Here is a 15,818-nt window from a genome sequence, read left to right as displayed (position 1 = left end):
ATGCGGGCGCGGCTGCGCTAGCGAAGGTCGCGAGATGGACGTCTACCTTCCCATCGCCAACCTCGCGGTCAATGGCCTCGTCATCGTCGGGCTCGGCGCGCTGACCGGTCTGCTGTCGGGGATGTTCGGGGTGGGCGGCGGATTTCTCACCACCCCGCTGCTGATCTTCTACGGCGTCCCGCCGACGGTGGCCGCCGCCTCCGCCGCGAGCCAGGTGACCGGCGCGAGCGTGTCGGGGGCGTTCGCCCATGCCCGGCGCGGCGGGATCGACTACCAGATGGGCGGCGTGCTCGTCGCCGGCGGCATTCTCGGCACCGGCATCGGCGCGCTGCTGTTCCGGCTCCTGCAGTCGCTCGGCCAGATCGATACGGTGATCAACGTGCTCTATGTCCTGCTGCTGGGCGGGATCGGCGGGCTGATGGCTCACGAAAGCGTCACCGCGTTGCGCGCCCAGCGGCGCGGGACCCCGCTTCCGGCGCGGAAGCGGCGGCATCACCCCCTCGTCGCGAGCCTGCCGCTGCGCTGGCGGTTCTATCGCTCGGGCCTCTACATCTCGCCGCTCGCGCCGCTGCTGCTGGGCATGGCGACCGGCGTGCTGACGATGCTGATGGGGATCGGCGGCGGCTTCATCCTGGTGCCGGCGATGCTCTACATCCTCGGCATGGGCGCGAGCGTGGTGGTCGGCACCTCGCTGTTCCAGATCCTGTTCGTGACCATGGCGACGACAATGATGCACGCCCTGACCACGCGCGCGGTCGACATCGTGCTTGCGTCGCTGCTGCTGCTGGGCTCGGTCTCGGGGGCGCAGATCGGCGCGCAGTTCGCGCAGAAGGCGAAGCCCGAGCAGTTGCGCCTGATCCTTGCCGTGATCGTGTTCGGCGTGGCGGTGCGCATGGCCCTCGGGCTCGGCTATCGGCCCGACGAGATCTACACCGTGGTGCCCTTGTGATCGCGCGGGCGCTGTTCCTGGCGGCGAGCCTGCTGCTGCTCGGCGGCGCGCGCGAACCGGTGCTCGTGCCCGAAATCTCGCAGCACGAGATCCAGGTGCGGCAGGGCTTCACCGGGGCCGACCTGCTGCTGTTCGGCGCGATCCTCTCGCCCGAGGGGACCCGCGCGATGCAGGGCACCGACATCGTCATCGTGCTCGAAGGGCCCGCGCGGTCGATCGTCCTGCGCGAGAAGCAGAAGGTGGCGGGCATCTGGATCAATGCCGACAGCACCGAGTTCCGCTCGGCCCCGACCTTCTTCGCGGTCGCCTCGACCCGGCCGATCGACCGCATCATCGACGACAAGACCGCCGCGATCTACGAACTGGGCCTCAAGTGGCTGCAGCTCTCCCCCATCGGAGTGATCGATCCGGCCGAGCAGCGCCGGTTCTCGGCCGGGCTCGTCGACCTGATGCAGCGCCAGGGCCTTTACCAGCAAAGCGACTTCGCCGTGCACACCAGCGGCGACGTGCTCTACCAGGCGCGCATCGCGCTGCCCTCGAGCGTCCAGACCGGAACCTATACCGCCGAAACCTTCGCGATCCGCAACGGCAGGGTGGTCGCGTCCGCGATCACCCGCGTCGAAGTCAGGAAGGAAGGCTTCGAACGCTTCGTCGCGCTCAATGCCGAGAACAACGGCCTGATCTACGGGCTTTTCGCCGTGCTGCTGTCGGTCGGCATGGGCTGGCTGGCGGGAAGGCTGTTCGCGCTCGTCTGACCGACCCTTCAGGCGACCACTTAGCCGCTTGTTAACCGTGCCTGGCCTAGCGACGATCGACAGATTGCCGCCGCGTGCGCAGGAAGGGGCAGGTAGCAGATGACCGACATGAGCATGCAGGGCCTGGTCGCCGAGCCGGCCCGTGCCGACGACAATGCCCGCCTGCCGATCGGCTCGGTGATCGACGTCGCGGGCTCCGGCAGCCAGATCGCGCTCGATCTCAGGCGGCTCGAGGAATGCATGGGCGACGCCGACCCGTCGGTCTCGCTGTCGGGGCAGGTCGGCAGCCAGATCAAGATCCGCGTCGGCAACTCCTGGCTGCTGGCGAGCGTGCGCACGCAGCGCCACGAGAACGGGCTGGACCACTGCATCATCGCGCGCGTCGACTTCCTCGGCGAGGGCGAGGAAGAGCGGCTGACCGGCCGCATCTTCGCCTTCCGCCGCGGCGTGACGCGCTATCCCATTCCCGGTTCGCTGGTCTATCCCGCGACCAGCGGCGACTTGCGCCAGATCTACGCCAGCGACGGGCGCGCCAACGTCGCGATCGGCACCGTCTTCCCCAGCCGCGACATCCGCGCTGGGCTCTACATCGACGCCTTCCTCGGCAAGCACTTCGCGTTGCTCGGCTCGACCGGGACCGGAAAGTCGACGAGCGCGGCGCTGATCCTGCACCGCATCTGCGAGTCCGCGCCGCAAGGCCACGTGGTGATGATCGATCCGCACGGCGAATACGGCCAGGCCTTCCGCGGCATCGGCCAGCTGCTCGACGTGTCCAACCTGCAGATGCCCTACTGGCTGATGAACTTCGAGGAACATTGCGAGATATTCCTCACCACCAGCGGCGCGGACCGGCAGATCGACGCCGACATCCTCGGCAAATGCCTGCTCGCCGCGCGCCAGCGCAATCGCCTCGCCGAACATATCGGCAAGATCACCGTCGACAGCCCGATCCCGTACCTGCTTTCCGACCTCGCGCAGATCCTGTCGAACGAGATGGGCAAGCTCGAAAAGGGCACCAACTCGGTGCCCTACATGCGGATCAGGTCCAAGCTCGACGAGATCAAGAACGACCCGCGCTACCAGTTCATGTTCTCGGGCATGCTGGTCGGCGACACCATGGCCGAGTTCATCTCGCGCGTGTTCCGCATGCCGGCCGACGGCCGCCCGATCTCGATCATCGACGTCTCGGGCGTCCCGAGCGACATCGTCTCGACGGTGGTCGCCGTGCTCAGCCGGCTGGTGTTCGACTACGCCATCTGGTCGCGCGACGAGGAGACCCGCCCGGTGCTGCTGGTCTGCGAGGAAGCACACCGCTACGTGCCGAGCGAGAAGAACGCCGATGGCTCGTCGGTCGGCCGCATCCTGTCGCGCATCGCCAAGGAAGGGCGCAAGTACGGGGTCAGCCTCGGCCTCATCACCCAGCGCCCCTCCGATCTTGCCGAAGGGGTGCTCTCGCAGTGCGGTACGATCATCGCGATGCGCCTCAACAACGATCGCGACCAGGCCTTCGTGCGCGCCGCGATGCCCGAAGGCGCGCGCGGCTTCCTCGATTCGATCCCGGCGCTCAAGAACCGCGAATGCATCATCTGCGGCGAAGGCGTCACGATCCCGCTGCGCGTCACCTTCGACGAGCTCGATGCGGCCTTGCGCCCGGCCTCGGACGATCCCTCGTTCTCGCACCTGTGGTCGAGGAGCGGCGGCGAGGAGGCCGCGGTCGAGCGCACCGTCCAGCGCTGGCGCGCGCAGTCGCGCTAGGCGCGCCTCAGAGGGCGGGCGCCATTCGCCCGGCGCAATCGCCGTCCGCGTGGGTTTCCTCGGCGCATTGCTCGGGCGCGACGGCGCGCGCCCGGGCGCGCCAGCTCGAGCGGCGGTAGGCGAGGATCGCGAGGACCATCGACACGGTCGAGCCGACGGTGAACGAAAGCCACAGCGCGTTCGACCCCAGGAGGTCGCGGGTCAATGCGTAGAAGCCCAGCCGTACCGGGTACATGCTGATCGAGAGGATCACGAGCGGGGCGAGCACCGCGCCGCCCGCGCGCATCGTGCCGAACAGCACGATCGTCACGCCGAACAGGATGTAGGTCCAGATCGCGAGGTACTGGATGTGCCGCGCAAGCTCGACCGCCGGGCTGCTCGCGCCGAGGAACAGGCCGAGCACGGGGCGGTCGAACAGCAGCACCAGCACCGTCATCGCGCCGGTGATCGCAAGGTTCAGCCCGATTCCGGCGCGCGTGATCTGACCGAGGCGCTGGGCGAGCCCGGCGCCGATGGCCTGCGCGGCCATCGCCGAAACCGCGGCCGAGATCGCAAGCGCCGGCATCTGCAGGTAGTTCCACAGCTGCAGCGAGGCGCCATAGGCCGCGCTGAACGTGGCGCCCTCGCGGTTGACGAGCCCGACCATGACGATGCCGGCCAGCGAGACGATCAGCATCTGCGCGCCCATCGGCAGGCCCTTGCCGACGATATAGCGCAGCTCGTCGGCGCGCGGCACCAGGTAGCCGAGCTCCGCGCCCTTCAGCCGCAGCGGGAGGTTGCGGGCATAGACATAGACCAGCAGCGCGAGCATCGAGACGAGCGCCGAAACGGTCGTCGCCGCCGCCGAGCCGGCGATGCCGAGACGGGGAAACGGGCCGATGCCGCCGATGAGCAGCGGGTTGAGGCCGACGTCGAGCACGACCGAGAGGATCATGAAGCGCAACGACGTCTGCGCATCGCCCGCGCCGCGCAGGCCCATGCCGATCATCAGCGTGATCATCGAGGCCGGCATCGAGACGAAGATCACCCGCAGGTAGTCGAGCGCATACTGGAACACTTCGGGCGGGGTGGCCATGGCGCGCAGCAGCGCCGGCGCGAAGATCCACCCCGCGCCGGCGACGATAGCCGAAAGGCCGACGCACAGCCCCACCGCGCTGCCGAACGTGCGCCGCGCGGAATCGACATTGCCCGCGCCGAACGCCTGCCCGACCTTGATCGTCGCGGCCATGCCGAACCCGAACACGCCGGCAAAGACGAGGAACATCACGACGTTGGCATTGGCCGTGGCGGCAAGGGCGTCGCCGCCGAGCAGGCGTCCCACCCAGATCGCGTTGACCGACCCGTTCAGCGATTGCAGCACGTTCGACAGCAGCGTCGGCGCGGAGAACGCGATCAGCGTCTGCAGGATCGGACCTTGGGTAAGGTCGCGCGCCCCGGCGCGGGCGGGAGCGGCTACCGGGGCGTCCATGGCGTCAATCCTTCTTCCTGAGCGCGGCGAGGGCGGCGAACGGCCCGCTCGAGGGATCGCCCGCCAGATTGTGCTCGATACGCGCACGCTCGGCTTCGGGTCCCTCGGCAAAGGGATCGATCGCCAGAGCAAGGCTCTGCGCGACCGCTTCGCCGAGGTCGATGGTCAGGCCCTCGAACTCGATCTCGTCGCATTCGTCGGCGGTGATCTCGAGCTCCTCGTCGGGAGCGTGGCGGCCCGGCGGCACGAAGCGCAACGCGATCGGCTCGTCGACATGGACGGCGAAGTCCTCGCCGGAGATCGCGCAAGGCTGGACGATGTCGGCAACGAGGCGGCCGGACGCGAGCACCTTCTCGCCGTCGCGGACGAGCGTGACTTCGGCGCGAAGCCGGTCGACCGCGCTGATCGCGAACCGCCCGGCAAGGCGGCGGCGTTCGTCCCCGGTCGGTTCGAGCACGATCGGCGCGTCGCTGATCTGGCGCAGGTCGATCACCCGGCTGAACTCGCTGGCAGGCGCGCTCACTTGCCGATCTCCGCGGCGAGCACGCGATGGGCGGGAATCAGCGACAGTCCGGCGGCAAAGGCCCGGACGCGCCGGGCGACGCGCAGCGGGTCCGCGCCGTCGACCAGCGTGACGTTGCGGGCGATCGCCTCCCCGAGCGCGGCCTCGCCGGCGGCCAGCCCGTCGCGATAGGCCCCGAGCCGGCCGCCGAGCGTGCTCATCAGCTTGCCGACGTGCTTGCCGACCATCAGGTCGCCCACGCCGCTTTCGCGCAGTTGCCCGTCCATGTCCTCGACGAACAGCTCGGTCAGGCGCACCGAGGGCTCGATCAGCTCCGGGTCGCGCTCCATCCGCAGCAGCACGACGCTCAGGATCAGGGTGATCGCGTCGAAGCGTCCGCCCACGGTGTCGGCAATGCCGCAGTCGCGATACCATTCCTTCTCGCGCGCGATCTCGACGACCTTGTGCCACAGCGGCCTTGCCACGGCGCGGTCATCCTGCGTCTGGCCGAACAGGCGGGCGAGCAGCGACATCGACAGGGGACCTTTCTTTTGGCGGGCGGCCGTTCAGGGCCAATTCAAGCGTGCGGCCCCAGGCGCAGGCAACGCGACCGGCGGCGAAAGCCTGCCATTGCGGTAATGCGGTTTGGACCCTAAGGCTTGCCGCGATATAGGGACGCCGGGGCGCAAGGCAATTGTCCGGGTGTGCACCCGGGCGCTGCAAGTGTCCGGGGCAGGCCCGGATCGACGGATCGGAGCAAGGAATGCGGAATACCGAGGTCAAGTTGCGCACCGTGGCGATCGTGGGCCTGGCGGTGCTGGCCTCCGGCTGTGCGAGCATCAAGGACCATCGCGGCTACCTGATCGATCCCGCCCTGACCGAATCCGTCCAGCCGGGAATCGACAACCGGCTGTCGGTCGAACGCGCGCTCGGCCAGCCGACGTTCAAGAGCCAGTTCGGCAAGCAGAGCTGGTACTACGTCTCGGTCGACACCAAGCAGGCGCCGTTCACGCGTCCGCGCACCCGCGACGAGAAGATCATCCGGATCGACTTCGACCCGGCGGGCAATGTCGCCAGCGTCCAGCGCGGCGGCATGGAGAAGGTCGTGCAGATCGACCCCAACGGCGACAAGACCCCGACGCTCGGCCGCGACCGCGGGTTCTTCGAAGACCTGTTCGGCAACATCGGCGCGGTCGGCGCTCTGCCCGGCGGCGCCAACGGCGGCGGCAGCGGTCCCAACGGCTCGGGCCCCAACGGCAGCTGATCGCGGCTTGAATTCGGCTCCATGCGCCACATATCGCGGCGCATGGACGAAAGCAGGGCTAGCCACGGCCTGATCCAGTGGCACGGCACCACCATCATCGGGGTGAAGAAGAACGGCCGCACGGTGATCGCCGGCGACGGCCAGGTCTCGATGGGCAACACGGTGATGAAGCCCAACGCCCGCAAGGTGCGGCGGATCGGCGACGGCAAGGTCGTGGCCGGGTTTGCCGGCGCCACCGCCGACGCCTTCACCCTGTTCGAGCGGCTCGAGCGCAAGCTCGAGCAGCACCGCGGCCAGCTGATGCGCGCGGCGGTCGAACTCGCCAAGGACTGGCGCACCGACAAGTACCTGCGCAACCTCGAGGCGCTGATGATCGTCGCCGATGCCGAGACCATGCTGGTGCTCACCGGCAACGGCGACGTGCTCGAACCCGAAGCGGGCATCGCCGCGATCGGCTCGGGCGGCAACTATGCGCTCGCCGCCGCGCGTGCGCTGACCGACTACGAGGACGATGCGGAAAAGATCGCGCGGCGCGCCATGCAGGTCGCCGCCGAAGTCTGCGTGTTCACCAACGACCGCGTGACGGTCGAGGAAGTCTGATCCCGATGACCGACATGCTTACCCCCAAGGCGATCGTCCGCGCGCTCGACGAGCATATCGTCGGCCAGACCGACGCGAAGAAGGCGGTCGCCGTCGCGCTGCGCAACCGCTGGCGCCGCCAGCGGCTGTCCGCCGACCTGCGCGACGAGGTTTCGCCGAAGAACATCCTGATGATCGGGCCCACGGGCTGCGGCAAGACCGAGATCAGCCGCCGCCTGGCGCGGCTTGCCGACGCGCCGTTCGTCAAGGTCGAGGCGACCAAGTTCACCGAGGTCGGCTATGTCGGCCGCGATGTCGAGCAGATCGCGCGCGACCTCGTCGAGGAAGCGATCCGGCTCGAGAAGGAGCGCCGCCGCGAGGCGGTGCGCGAGGCGGCGAGCAAGGCGGCGATGGACCGCCTGCTCAAGGCGCTCGTCGGCGACGGCGCCAGCGAGGCGACGCGCGAGAGCTTCAAGGCGCGGCTGGCCGACGGCTCGATGAACGATGTCGAGGTCGAGATCGAGGTCGAGGATGCGCCGTCGATGCCGATGGAGATCCCCGGCATGGGCGGCAACATCGGCATGATCAACCTGTCCGACATGATGGGCAAGGCGTTCGGCCGGCAGCAGATGAAGCGGCGCAAGATGCGCGTTGCCGATGCCTGGGACAAGCTGGTCGACGAAGAGGCCGAAAAGCGCATGGACCAGGACGATGTCGCCCGCGTCGCGCTGCAGAACGCCGAGACCAACGGCATCGTGTTCATCGACGAGATCGACAAGATCGCGGTTTCGGACGTGCGCGGCGGCTCGGTCAGCCGCGAAGGCGTGCAGCGCGACCTGCTGCCGCTGATCGAGGGCACCACGGTCGCGACCAAGTACGGGCCGATGAAGACCGACCACGTGCTGTTCATCGCGAGCGGCGCGTTCCACGTCGCCAAGCCGAGCGACATGCTCCCCGAACTGCAGGGCCGCCTGCCGATCCGCGTCGAGCTCCAGGCGCTGTCCGAGGACGACTTCGTGCGCATCCTGTCCGAGACGCGGGCCAACCTCGTCGAGCAGTACCGCGCGCTGATCGCGACCGAGGAGGTGACGCTCGACTTCACCCCGGAAGCGATCCGCGCGGTTGCACGTACCGCGGCGCAGGTGAACGAAAGCGTCGAGAACATCGGCGCGCGGCGGCTGCAGACGGTGATGGAAAAGCTACTCGAGGAAGTCAGCTTCGACGCCGAGGACCGCAAGGGCGAGACGGTGACCGTCGACGAGGCCTATGTCGCGGCGCGGCTCGAGGGCCTGGCCGCCAACGCGGACCTGTCGAAGTACATCCTCTGAGGCCTACCCGCAGAAAGCGGCCGAGGCGAGATCGTAGCTTGCGCCCTTGCCCTGCCAGATCTCGCCGAAGTCGAACTCGGGGTTCGGCGTCAGCATCACCAGCGCGCGGCCGAGCGCGGGCGCGATGATGTTGCGCGCCTGCGTGCCATCGACATCGCCGCGCCGTTCGACCAGCGCGACGTCGCCGTTGCAGCCCTTGAGCCTTGCCGGGAAGCTCCATACGCCGAGCGCGACATAGCCGAGCGAGGGTTCGCCCTGCCACAGCAGCTTGCGTTGCGCCTCGCCCACCAGCTTGCCGGCCATCAGCGCCTTGTCGAAGCGCACGATGTCGTCGGCCGTCCCGAGCAGTCCCCCCGAAGCGCCGTAGCCGGCGACCTCGATCCGGTTGCCGGAGGCGGAGAACGCGACGATCTCTTCGGGGCGGGCGAAGCGGGTGTGCCTCATCCCCGCGGGGCGGAACACCGTGCGCGCCAGCAGCGCGGAGAGCGTCTCGCCGCTCGCGGCTTCGAGCATGGCGCCGGCGACGATCGTGTCGCAGTTGTTGTAGCGGAAGCGCCCGCGCTCGCCGGTCGGCGCGGCGAGGCACGGGGCGAGCACGTCGCCCGTGCGCCCGCGCGCCAGGTAGGGCGGAACGGCATCGTCGGCCACGCCATCCTGCGGCGAGGCAAGGCCCGAGGTGTGCCGGAACAGCTCCGCGAGCGTGACCGAAGCCGAAGGGTGGCCGGCAAAGGCGGGAAGGCGCGCGGCGAGCGTGTCGCCCCAGCTCGCCTTGCCCTCCTCGACCAGCCTGGCGGCGGCGACCGCAACGATCTGCTTGGTCACCGAGCCCAGCACCCAGCGCTCCGGAACCTTGACGCCGATGACCCGGCGTTCGCCCGTCCCCGACAGCACTTCGCCGGTGAAGCCCCGGGCGGCAAGCGCGCGCGCGGCTGCATCGAGCCGCCCCTCGGCCTGCACGGCGGTGCTGGCGCTCAAAGCCAGTGCGAGCGTGGCAAGTCCGGCAAGTGCCCGCATCGACGTGTCCCCCGTGGCGGTCGCCGGCATTATCGCCTAAGCGTGCGGGATCGCAAACAGGAACATGGTGCAATGAGCTACGAGACCCCGGAGGACCGGCCGATCTACCGCCTGCTCACCGGCCGCGACGACCGCGCCTTCTGCGAACGCGTGTCCGAGGCGCTGGCGCAAGGCTGGCGGCTCTACGGCTCGCCCTCGATCACCTACGACGCGGGGATGGACTGCGTGAAAGTCGCGCAGGCGGTGGTCTGGCACGAAGCCGAGGTAGTGAAGTAGCCGCACCGCGCTATTCCGCCGCCTCGCTGATGTCCTCGCTCTCGGCCGCCTGGCGCGCCCACATCTCGGCATAGAGGCCGCCCCGGCGCAGCAGTTCGGCATGGCTGCCCTGTTCGGCAAGGCGCCCCTGGTCGAGCACGAGGATCGTGTCCGAATCCGCGATCGTCGACAGCCGGTGCGCGATCGAGATCGTCGTGCGACGGCTGGCGACCGTGCGCATCGTCGCCAGGATGTCCTGCTCGGTGCGCGTGTCGAGCGCGCTGGTTGCCTCGTCGAACAGCAGGATCGGCGGGTTCTTCACCAGCGTGCGGGCGATCGCCACGCGCTGCTTCTCGCCACCCGACAGCTTGAGCCCGCGCTCGCCGACTTCGGTGTCGAGCCCCTGCGGCAGCCGGGCGATGAATTCGGCAAGCGAGGCGCCGCGCACCGCTTCGGCGACATCGTCCGCGCCCGCGCCGTCGCGGCCATAGGCGATGTTGTAGCCGATCGTGTCGTTGAACAGCACCGAATCCTGCGGCACGATGCCGATGGCGGCGCGCACGCTCGCCTGGGTCACCTGCGCGATGTCCTGTCCGTCGATCAGGATGCGCCCGCCTTGCGGATCGTAGAAGCGGAACAGCAGCCTTGCGATCGTGCTCTTGCCCGCGCCCGAAGGGCCGACGATCGCGACGCGGCTGCCCGCCGGCACTTCGAACGAAAGGCCGTGCAGGATCGTCCGGTCGCTGTCGTAGCCGAACACCACGTTGTCGAAGGTCACCGAGGGCTGGCGCACCGCCAGCGCCGGTGCGCCCGGCGCATCGGCGACCTCGACCTCGGTGTCGATCAGGCGGAACATCTCGGCCATGTCGATCAGGCCCTGGCGGATCGTGCGATAGACCATGCCGAGCATGTCGAGCGGGCGGAACAGCTGGGTCAGGTACGTCTGCACGAAGACCAGCTGGCCGGCGGTGTACTGGCCCTTCGACCAACCCCAGACGGTATAGGCGAGCGCGCCCGCCATCAGCAGGTTGACGACCAGCGCCTGCGCGATGTTGAGCAGGCCGAGGCTGTTCTCGCTCTTCACCGCGGCATCGGCATAGGCGCGGGTGGCGGCGGCGTAGCGCGCTTCCTCGCGCGCCTCGGCGCCGAAGTACTTGACCGTCTCGTAGTTGAGCAGCGAGTCGACTGCCCGCGACAGCGCCTGGCCGTCGAGCTTGTTCATCTTCTCGCGCAAGTGCGTGCGCCATTCGGTGATTGCGCGGGTGACCCAGATATAGGCGACGACCGCCAGCGTGGTGGCGGCGACGAGGCCCCAGCCGAAGTTGAGCTGGAAGATCACCGCGACGACGACGAGCTGAAGCACCGTCGGCGCGATGTTGAACAGCATGAAGTAGAGCATCGTGTCGATGCTCTTGGTGCCGCGCTCGATCACCTTGGTCACTTCGCCGGTGCGGCGTGCGAGGTGGAAGCGCAGCGACAGGCGGTGCAGCCGGGCGAACACGTTCTCGGCCAGGTGCCGCGTCGCATCCTGCCCGACGCGCTCGAACACGATGTTGCGCAAGTTGTCGAACACCGTGCCGGAAAAGCGTCCGAAGCTGTAGGCAAGCACCGTCAGCATCACGAACTGCAGCGCGCGCGGGCCGGTCGCGTTCATCGCGTCGATCGCCCACTTGAGCGCGTAGGGCAGCGCGAGCTGGGTGCCGGTCGAGACCAGGATCAGCGCGCAGGCGACGACGATCCGCCAGCGCAGCGCCGGATTTTCGCGGGGCCAGAGGTAGGGCAGGAAGCGCTGCAGCGTGCGCCAGCCGGCATGGGTCGCCGAAGGATCCGGGGGAGCATCAGGAGGCATCGCCTTCCCAGATAGGCGCTTTCCCGGCGGGCGCCAGCCCCCGCGCCACCGCGGTCAGCTTCGCGGCGCTTGTCCGAGCCCCGGCAGCAAGGTCCCCTCGGGCATGTCGAACAGGATGCGCCGCGCGGCAAAGTCGATCGCGACGCGATGGAACAGGCGCAACTGGTTCATCCCGAGCAGGAGCGCAGGCTTGCGCGCCAGTCCCAGCCGGTCGAACGGCGGCGCATCGGCGAACATGATCGTGGTGTTGGTCATCACCAGCCTGCCGAGCTCGAGCCGTCGCGCAAGGCCGATATCGGCCATGATGCTCTGCCCGGTAACCGAAAAGAGCTGCGCTTGGTCAAGCTTGTGCCGGCGGCTCAGCGCCTGCTGCAGCGCGCGGTTGCCGATCGAGGCGTCCGAACCGGTGTCGATCACCACGGCCGTGCGCACGCCGTCGAGCACGGCGTCGGTCATGATCAGCTGCCCCGACTTGCGCCGCGCCGTCACGACGATCTCGAAGCCGCGGCTACCGCCCAGGTCGCCGGCGTCGCCGATCGCCATGCGGTTGCGGTCGAAGTCGAGCAGCACGCGCTGGCCCTGCAGGCTGTCCAGCCCGACGATGCCGTCCGCGCCGATGTTCGCGCCTTCGAGCAGGGGCGCGGACAGGCCGTAGAAGCTGCGCGAGCCGAGGCCGATCTCCTCGACGTGGACCAGGTCGACGTCCTGCTCGCCGGCCACCCCGATCATGCGCGCCGTGCCGCTTGCGCCCAGGCCCAGGCGGATCGCGATGTCGCGGGCAAGGACGGTGCGCTCGGCCCCGGTGTCGACCAGGAAGTCGTACGGCCCGGCGGGACCGATCCGCACCGGTACGGTCATTCGGTGGCTGCCGTCGCGGCCGAGCGAAATCGTCTCGGGCGGCAGGATCTCGGCCGGCGGCGAATCGGCCGGCATCTTCTCCGGCGGTGGCTGCGCCTGCGAACGGGCCGGCGCGATCGTCGCCAGCACCAGCAACAGCCCCGCCGCTCCGGGCAGTCTGGGCCTCATGGCATCTTCTCCGCCGGCGATCATACGCCGCGCGCGCGCGCGGCGCCATGGCTTTGCGGCGGACCGATCGCGGCCGGTCAGCGGCGCGCCGGCACCAGGCGGGCGAGCAACGGGACCTGCGCCGCGATACCGACGATCTCGTCGAGCACGGGGTGGCGGACCAGCGCCAGCGCGGCAAGCCAGGTCGCGCCGCCGCCGAGCGCGCAGGCGGCGAGCCCGGCGAACGGCATCGCGGAGGGCGGCGCCCACAGGACATAGGCCAGGATCAGCGGCGCGAGCGCGGCAAGCGTGGTCGCGGCGCTGCGCAGGTAGATCGCGAGCAGGGCCCGGGTATCGAACCCGATGATGCGCCGCATGAAGCCGAAGTAGAGCGCATACCATCCGGCGCCATAGACAAGGCGCGAGGCCGCCGCGCCCTCGACCCCCCACCGGCAGCCGATCGCCAGCAGCGCGATCGACATCGCCGTGTCCACCGTGTTGCGGGCGAGCAGCGGATTGAGCTTTCCGGCAAGGATCGGCAGGTCGATGTGCAGCGGCAGGGCGACGAGCAGGATCTCGGTCAGCGCGATCGTCGTCAGCGGCATCGCGGTCGCGGCCCAGGCGGGGCCGTAGAGGGCGCGGACCAGCGGCTCGGCGGCGAGCGCGAGCCCGGCCATTCCCGGCCAGACCACGCCCGAATAGCCCGCGCAGACGCGAAGGTAGGCAGGACCGAGCGGCTCGCCCCGGTCGCGAATCCGCGCGAAGGCGGGATAGAACACGCTGCCGATCGCCCCGGAAATGAGCATGCGGAACTGGTCGGAAAGGCTGGCCGCGCGGCTGAACAGCCCGACCGCGAAGGCGCCCAGCGCCTTGCCCACGATCAGGTCGGGGGTCCTCGTGCCGAGCGCGCCTGAAAGGTACAGCAGGCTCGAGCGCGCGCCGAAGCCGAGCACGCGGGCGATGCCGTCCAGCCGCAGCCGGCGCGGCAGGCTCGGCCGCAGGCCCTGCGCGACCAGCCCGCGGACCGCGGCCGCCGCCACCGTCGCCCAGGCGAGCGCCATCGACGACGATCCGCCCGCCGCCAGCCCCAGCGCCACCGCTCCTTGCGCGAGCGCGCCCGAGACGTTGACGACGAAGTGCCCGCGGAACTGCATCGCGCGCGCCATCAGCGCCATCGGCACGACCGAAAGCGGCACGAACAGATAGCTCAGCGCAATGACGCGGAGCAGGGGGCCGAGCGCGGGCATCTGGTAGAGCCGCGCCAGCGGCACGCTCGCTCCGGCGAGCGCCGCGGCGATGACCAGCGCGAACAGCAGCGCCACCGAACTGCAGCGCGCGATCTCGTCGCGGTCGAGCGCGGGCAGGCCCGAGATGTAGCGCGACAGGCCGAAGTCCTGGAGCACCGCGACGACGAGCGCCGCCGCCATGCCGATCGAGAACAGGCCGACTTCGCCCGGGCCAAGGAACAGCCGCGAGATCAGCACCGAGGTGACGAACTGGACCGCGAACGAAAGGTATTGCCCGGCCATCGCCCAGACCGCGGCCCCGCGCACGCTCATCGCGGCGGGTTCGCGCGCGGGCGGCGTCTCGGCAGGCTCGCTCAAGACGTCATCCCAGCGCCAGGGTCTTTGCCAGCGCGGCGGCGCGCGCCGGCTCGCCGAACAGGATCAGCCGCGCCACGGTGCGCCACATCCCGCGGTGCGAGCCGCCTTCGCGGATGTATTGCCGCACGATGTCGAAGCCCTCGTCCTTGAGGCCGCTGCGCGAATAGATCAGGCCGGGCGCGACCCGCGCGCGCACCGCCTTGGCGATTCCCTCCTTCGCGAACAGCGCATCGAGCGAATCGAGCGGCGGCAGTGCGTCGAGCCCGGCGGTCGGATCGGGCCGGCCCGCCTGACGCTCTGCGTGGGCGATGCGCGCCACGGCGGCGCCGACCTGCTGGACCGTCGCGTGGCGGCTCGACACCTGCTCCTCGTAGTGGCGATAGCGCAGCAGCCGCTCGGGCAGGTTGGCGATGCGGGTGACCGCGGCGAGCCGGAGCCACAGGTCGAGGTCCTCGCAATGGCGGAAGGCGCGGTGATAGCCGCCCACCGAAAGCACCACGTCGCGCCGGTACATCACCGCGGGATGGCAGATCAGCGGGAGGCCGAGCTCGACCGCTTCGAGGAACGCCTCGTGCGTGCAGGGGTGGTCGCGCGCAAGGATGCGATGCGGCGCGCCCGATTCGTCGATGTCCTCGGTCCACGTCCCCAGCACGCCGACCTCGGGATGGGCGTCGAGGAAGGCGGTCTGGCGCGCGAAGCGCTCGGGCAGGCAGACGTCGTCGGCGTCCATCCGCGCGACCAGCGGCGCGCGCGATTCGCCCAGCAGCCGGTTCAGGCTGGCGACGAGCCCGCGATTGTCCTGGAAGATCGCGCGGATGCGCGAATCGCGCGCGGCATAGGATTCGACGATCGCCCGCGTCGCGTCGCGCGAACCGTCGTCGAGGATCAGGAACTCGAAGTCGCCGAAGGTCTGGCCGAGGACGCTCTCGATCGCCTGGTCGAGGAATCGCTCGCCATTATAGACGCTGAGCGCGACGCTGACCTTGGGCGTGGGTATCGGCATTCGGTGCGTGCGCTCGTCCTAAGGGCTGCCCGTCAGCCGCGTGGCTAGGCATTTACCGTAAAAAAAGCGTGTTGGGCACAGGCAATCCCGAGGAATGCGCGGCGGCGCAGGGGGCAGGGCGGGAGCGGGAAGGGGCCTGCATGGCCCCTCCGGGCGTCCCCTCGATGGAAAACCCCCGCGAAAACCGGGGTTTGGGGGGCACTGACATTTTTCTGCAAAAACTGTGTTGACCGACTCAAAAGCCCTCCATATATGCGGCGTCACCGGCAGGGACGCTGCTTCGAAACGCTTCGAAGGGATGGTTCAGCTGGTCGCCACATAGGACGGACACCTGGTTCCCCCGATCGCAAGAAAGCGGGGGGGGATGGTTGTCCGCCTGATTTTGTCTCTTTCGGGTCCTTTGGCCTGGGGATGGGACGGGGTTGAGTGGTTCTTTGACATTGTTGGTTTAGATGAAGGGACATGTGGGCGACGGCGCCCGGTCCGGG

15 protein-coding genes are annotated in these 15,818 nt (G+C 69.3%); 7 read left to right on the top strand and 8 right to left on the bottom strand.

The features are described from left to right. Window positions 1-34: 34 nt before the first annotated feature. The 3 genes from K3A85_RS16840 (at window position 35) to K3A85_RS16830 (ending at window position 3,459) form a co-directional block, all read left to right on the top strand. Window positions 35-949 carry a sulfite exporter TauE/SafE family protein gene (locus tag K3A85_RS16840; RefSeq protein ID WP_225207671.1) on the top strand — a complete coding sequence of 305 codons (915 nt, stop codon included), beginning with the start codon at window positions 35-37 and terminating at the stop codon, window positions 947-949. Next, window positions 949-1,704 (top strand): TIGR02186 family protein, encoded by a 756-nt coding sequence (locus tag K3A85_RS16835; RefSeq protein WP_404822973.1) that lies wholly within the window; start codon window positions 949-951, stop codon window positions 1,702-1,704. The genes K3A85_RS16840 and K3A85_RS16835 overlap by 1 nt, the downstream gene beginning before the upstream one ends. Window positions 1,705-1,812: 108 nt before the next feature. Beyond that, window positions 1,813-3,459, top strand: a complete 1,647-nt coding sequence (locus K3A85_RS16830; protein WP_225207761.1) for an ATP-binding protein — start codon at window positions 1,813-1,815, stop codon at window positions 3,457-3,459. Window positions 3,460-3,466: 7 nt separating this feature from the next. On the opposite strand, the gene K3A85_RS16825 is transcribed toward K3A85_RS16830, so the two are convergent. Genes K3A85_RS16825 through K3A85_RS16815 form a run of 3 tightly spaced genes read right to left on the bottom strand, consistent with a single transcriptional unit; the run spans window position 3,467 to window position 5,962 of the window. Next, window positions 3,467-4,927, bottom strand: coding sequence for an MATE family efflux transporter (locus K3A85_RS16825; protein ID WP_225207669.1), 1,461 nt, complete (start codon window positions 4,925-4,927; stop codon window positions 3,467-3,469). Window positions 4,928-4,931: 4 nt separating this feature from the next. Then, a complete protein-coding gene (locus tag K3A85_RS16820; protein ID WP_225207668.1) occupies window positions 4,932-5,450 on the bottom strand; it encodes a YceD family protein in 519 nt (172 codons plus the stop codon). Next, window positions 5,447-5,962, bottom strand: coding sequence for a ubiquinol-cytochrome C chaperone family protein (locus tag K3A85_RS16815; protein ID WP_225207667.1), 516 nt, complete (start codon window positions 5,960-5,962; stop codon window positions 5,447-5,449). The genes K3A85_RS16820 and K3A85_RS16815 overlap by 4 nt, the downstream gene beginning before the upstream one ends. 230 nt (window positions 5,963-6,192) lie before the next feature. Here K3A85_RS16815 and K3A85_RS16810 point away from each other — a divergent pair, with 230 nt between their 5' ends. Genes K3A85_RS16810 through hslU form a run of 3 tightly spaced genes read left to right on the top strand, consistent with a single transcriptional unit; the run spans window position 6,193 to window position 8,600 of the window. Beyond that, window positions 6,193-6,693, top strand: a complete 501-nt coding sequence (locus K3A85_RS16810) for an outer membrane protein assembly factor BamE (RefSeq protein WP_225207666.1) — start codon at window positions 6,193-6,195, stop codon at window positions 6,691-6,693. A gap of 42 nt (window positions 6,694-6,735) precedes the next feature. Further along, window positions 6,736-7,293 (top strand): ATP-dependent protease subunit HslV, encoded by a 558-nt coding sequence (gene hslV, locus K3A85_RS16805; protein WP_318248099.1) that lies wholly within the window; start codon window positions 6,736-6,738, stop codon window positions 7,291-7,293. 5 nt (window positions 7,294-7,298) lie between these two features. Further along, window positions 7,299-8,600 (top strand): ATP-dependent protease ATPase subunit HslU, encoded by a 1,302-nt coding sequence (hslU, locus tag K3A85_RS16800; protein ID WP_225207665.1) that lies wholly within the window; start codon window positions 7,299-7,301, stop codon window positions 8,598-8,600. A gap of 3 nt (window positions 8,601-8,603) precedes the next feature. On the opposite strand, the gene K3A85_RS16795 is transcribed toward hslU, so the two are convergent. Continuing rightward, window positions 8,604-9,614 (bottom strand): serine hydrolase domain-containing protein, encoded by a 1,011-nt coding sequence (locus K3A85_RS16795; protein ID WP_225207664.1) that lies wholly within the window; start codon window positions 9,612-9,614, stop codon window positions 8,604-8,606. Window positions 9,615-9,686: 72 nt separating this feature from the next. Between K3A85_RS16795 and K3A85_RS16790 the strand changes: the two genes are divergently transcribed. Then, window positions 9,687-9,890 (top strand): DUF1737 domain-containing protein, encoded by a 204-nt coding sequence (locus K3A85_RS16790; RefSeq protein ID WP_225207663.1) that lies wholly within the window; start codon window positions 9,687-9,689, stop codon window positions 9,888-9,890. A 10-nt stretch (window positions 9,891-9,900) separates the two neighbouring features. On the opposite strand, the gene K3A85_RS16785 is transcribed toward K3A85_RS16790, so the two are convergent. From K3A85_RS16785 to K3A85_RS16770, 4 genes are all read right to left on the bottom strand, one after another. After that, window positions 9,901-11,718, bottom strand: a complete 1,818-nt coding sequence (locus tag K3A85_RS16785; protein WP_225207662.1) for an ABCB family ABC transporter ATP-binding protein/permease — start codon at window positions 11,716-11,718, stop codon at window positions 9,901-9,903. A gap of 54 nt (window positions 11,719-11,772) precedes the next feature. Next, window positions 11,773-12,744 carry a retroviral-like aspartic protease family protein gene (locus K3A85_RS16780; RefSeq protein WP_225207661.1) on the bottom strand — a complete coding sequence of 324 codons (972 nt, stop codon included), beginning with the start codon at window positions 12,742-12,744 and terminating at the stop codon, window positions 11,773-11,775. Between the two features lie 77 nt (window positions 12,745-12,821). Further along, window positions 12,822-14,327, bottom strand: a complete 1,506-nt coding sequence (locus tag K3A85_RS16775) for an oligosaccharide flippase family protein (protein ID WP_225207660.1) — start codon at window positions 14,325-14,327, stop codon at window positions 12,822-12,824. A gap of 4 nt (window positions 14,328-14,331) precedes the next feature. After that, window positions 14,332-15,330 (bottom strand): glycosyltransferase, encoded by a 999-nt coding sequence (locus K3A85_RS16770; protein ID WP_225207659.1) that lies wholly within the window; start codon window positions 15,328-15,330, stop codon window positions 14,332-14,334. Window positions 15,331-15,818: the final 488 nt, after the last annotated feature.

The organism is Novosphingobium huizhouense (assembly GCF_020179475.1).
GTDB classification, from domain to species: Bacteria; Pseudomonadota; Alphaproteobacteria; order Sphingomonadales; family Sphingomonadaceae; genus Novosphingobium; species Novosphingobium huizhouense.
Note: the sequence above shows the minus strand (reverse complement) of the source record. Positions and strands in the feature narration are given on the sequence as shown.

Bases quoted from the DNA above. Each gene is read 5' to 3' on its own strand.
- K3A85_RS16825 (WP_225207669.1), bottom strand. From the start codon at position 4,927: ATGGACGCCCCGGTAGCCGCTCCCGCCCGCGCCGGGGCGCGCGACCTT.
- hslV (WP_318248099.1), top strand. From the start codon at position 6,736: ATGGACGAAAGCAGGGCTAGCCACGGCCTGATCCAGTGGCACGGCACC.
- K3A85_RS16770 (WP_225207659.1), bottom strand. From the start codon at position 15,330: ATGCCGATACCCACGCCCAAGGTCAGCGTCGCGCTCAGCGTCTATAAT.
- K3A85_RS16830 (WP_225207761.1), top strand. From the start codon at position 1,813: ATGAGCATGCAGGGCCTGGTCGCCGAGCCGGCCCGTGCCGACGACAAT.
- K3A85_RS16840 (WP_225207671.1), top strand. From the start codon at position 35: ATGGACGTCTACCTTCCCATCGCCAACCTCGCGGTCAATGGCCTCGTC.
- K3A85_RS16790 (WP_225207663.1), top strand. From the start codon at position 9,687: ATGAGCTACGAGACCCCGGAGGACCGGCCGATCTACCGCCTGCTCACC.
- hslU (WP_225207665.1), top strand. From the start codon at position 7,299: ATGACCGACATGCTTACCCCCAAGGCGATCGTCCGCGCGCTCGACGAG.
- K3A85_RS16815 (WP_225207667.1), bottom strand. From the start codon at position 5,962: ATGTCGCTGCTCGCCCGCCTGTTCGGCCAGACGCAGGATGACCGCGCC.
- K3A85_RS16785 (WP_225207662.1), bottom strand. From the start codon at position 11,718: ATGCCTCCTGATGCTCCCCCGGATCCTTCGGCGACCCATGCCGGCTGG.
- K3A85_RS16795 (WP_225207664.1), bottom strand. From the start codon at position 9,614: ATGCGGGCACTTGCCGGACTTGCCACGCTCGCACTGGCTTTGAGCGCC.
- K3A85_RS16780 (WP_225207661.1), bottom strand. From the start codon at position 12,744: ATGAGGCCCAGACTGCCCGGAGCGGCGGGGCTGTTGCTGGTGCTGGCG.
- K3A85_RS16810 (WP_225207666.1), top strand. From the start codon at position 6,193: ATGCGGAATACCGAGGTCAAGTTGCGCACCGTGGCGATCGTGGGCCTG.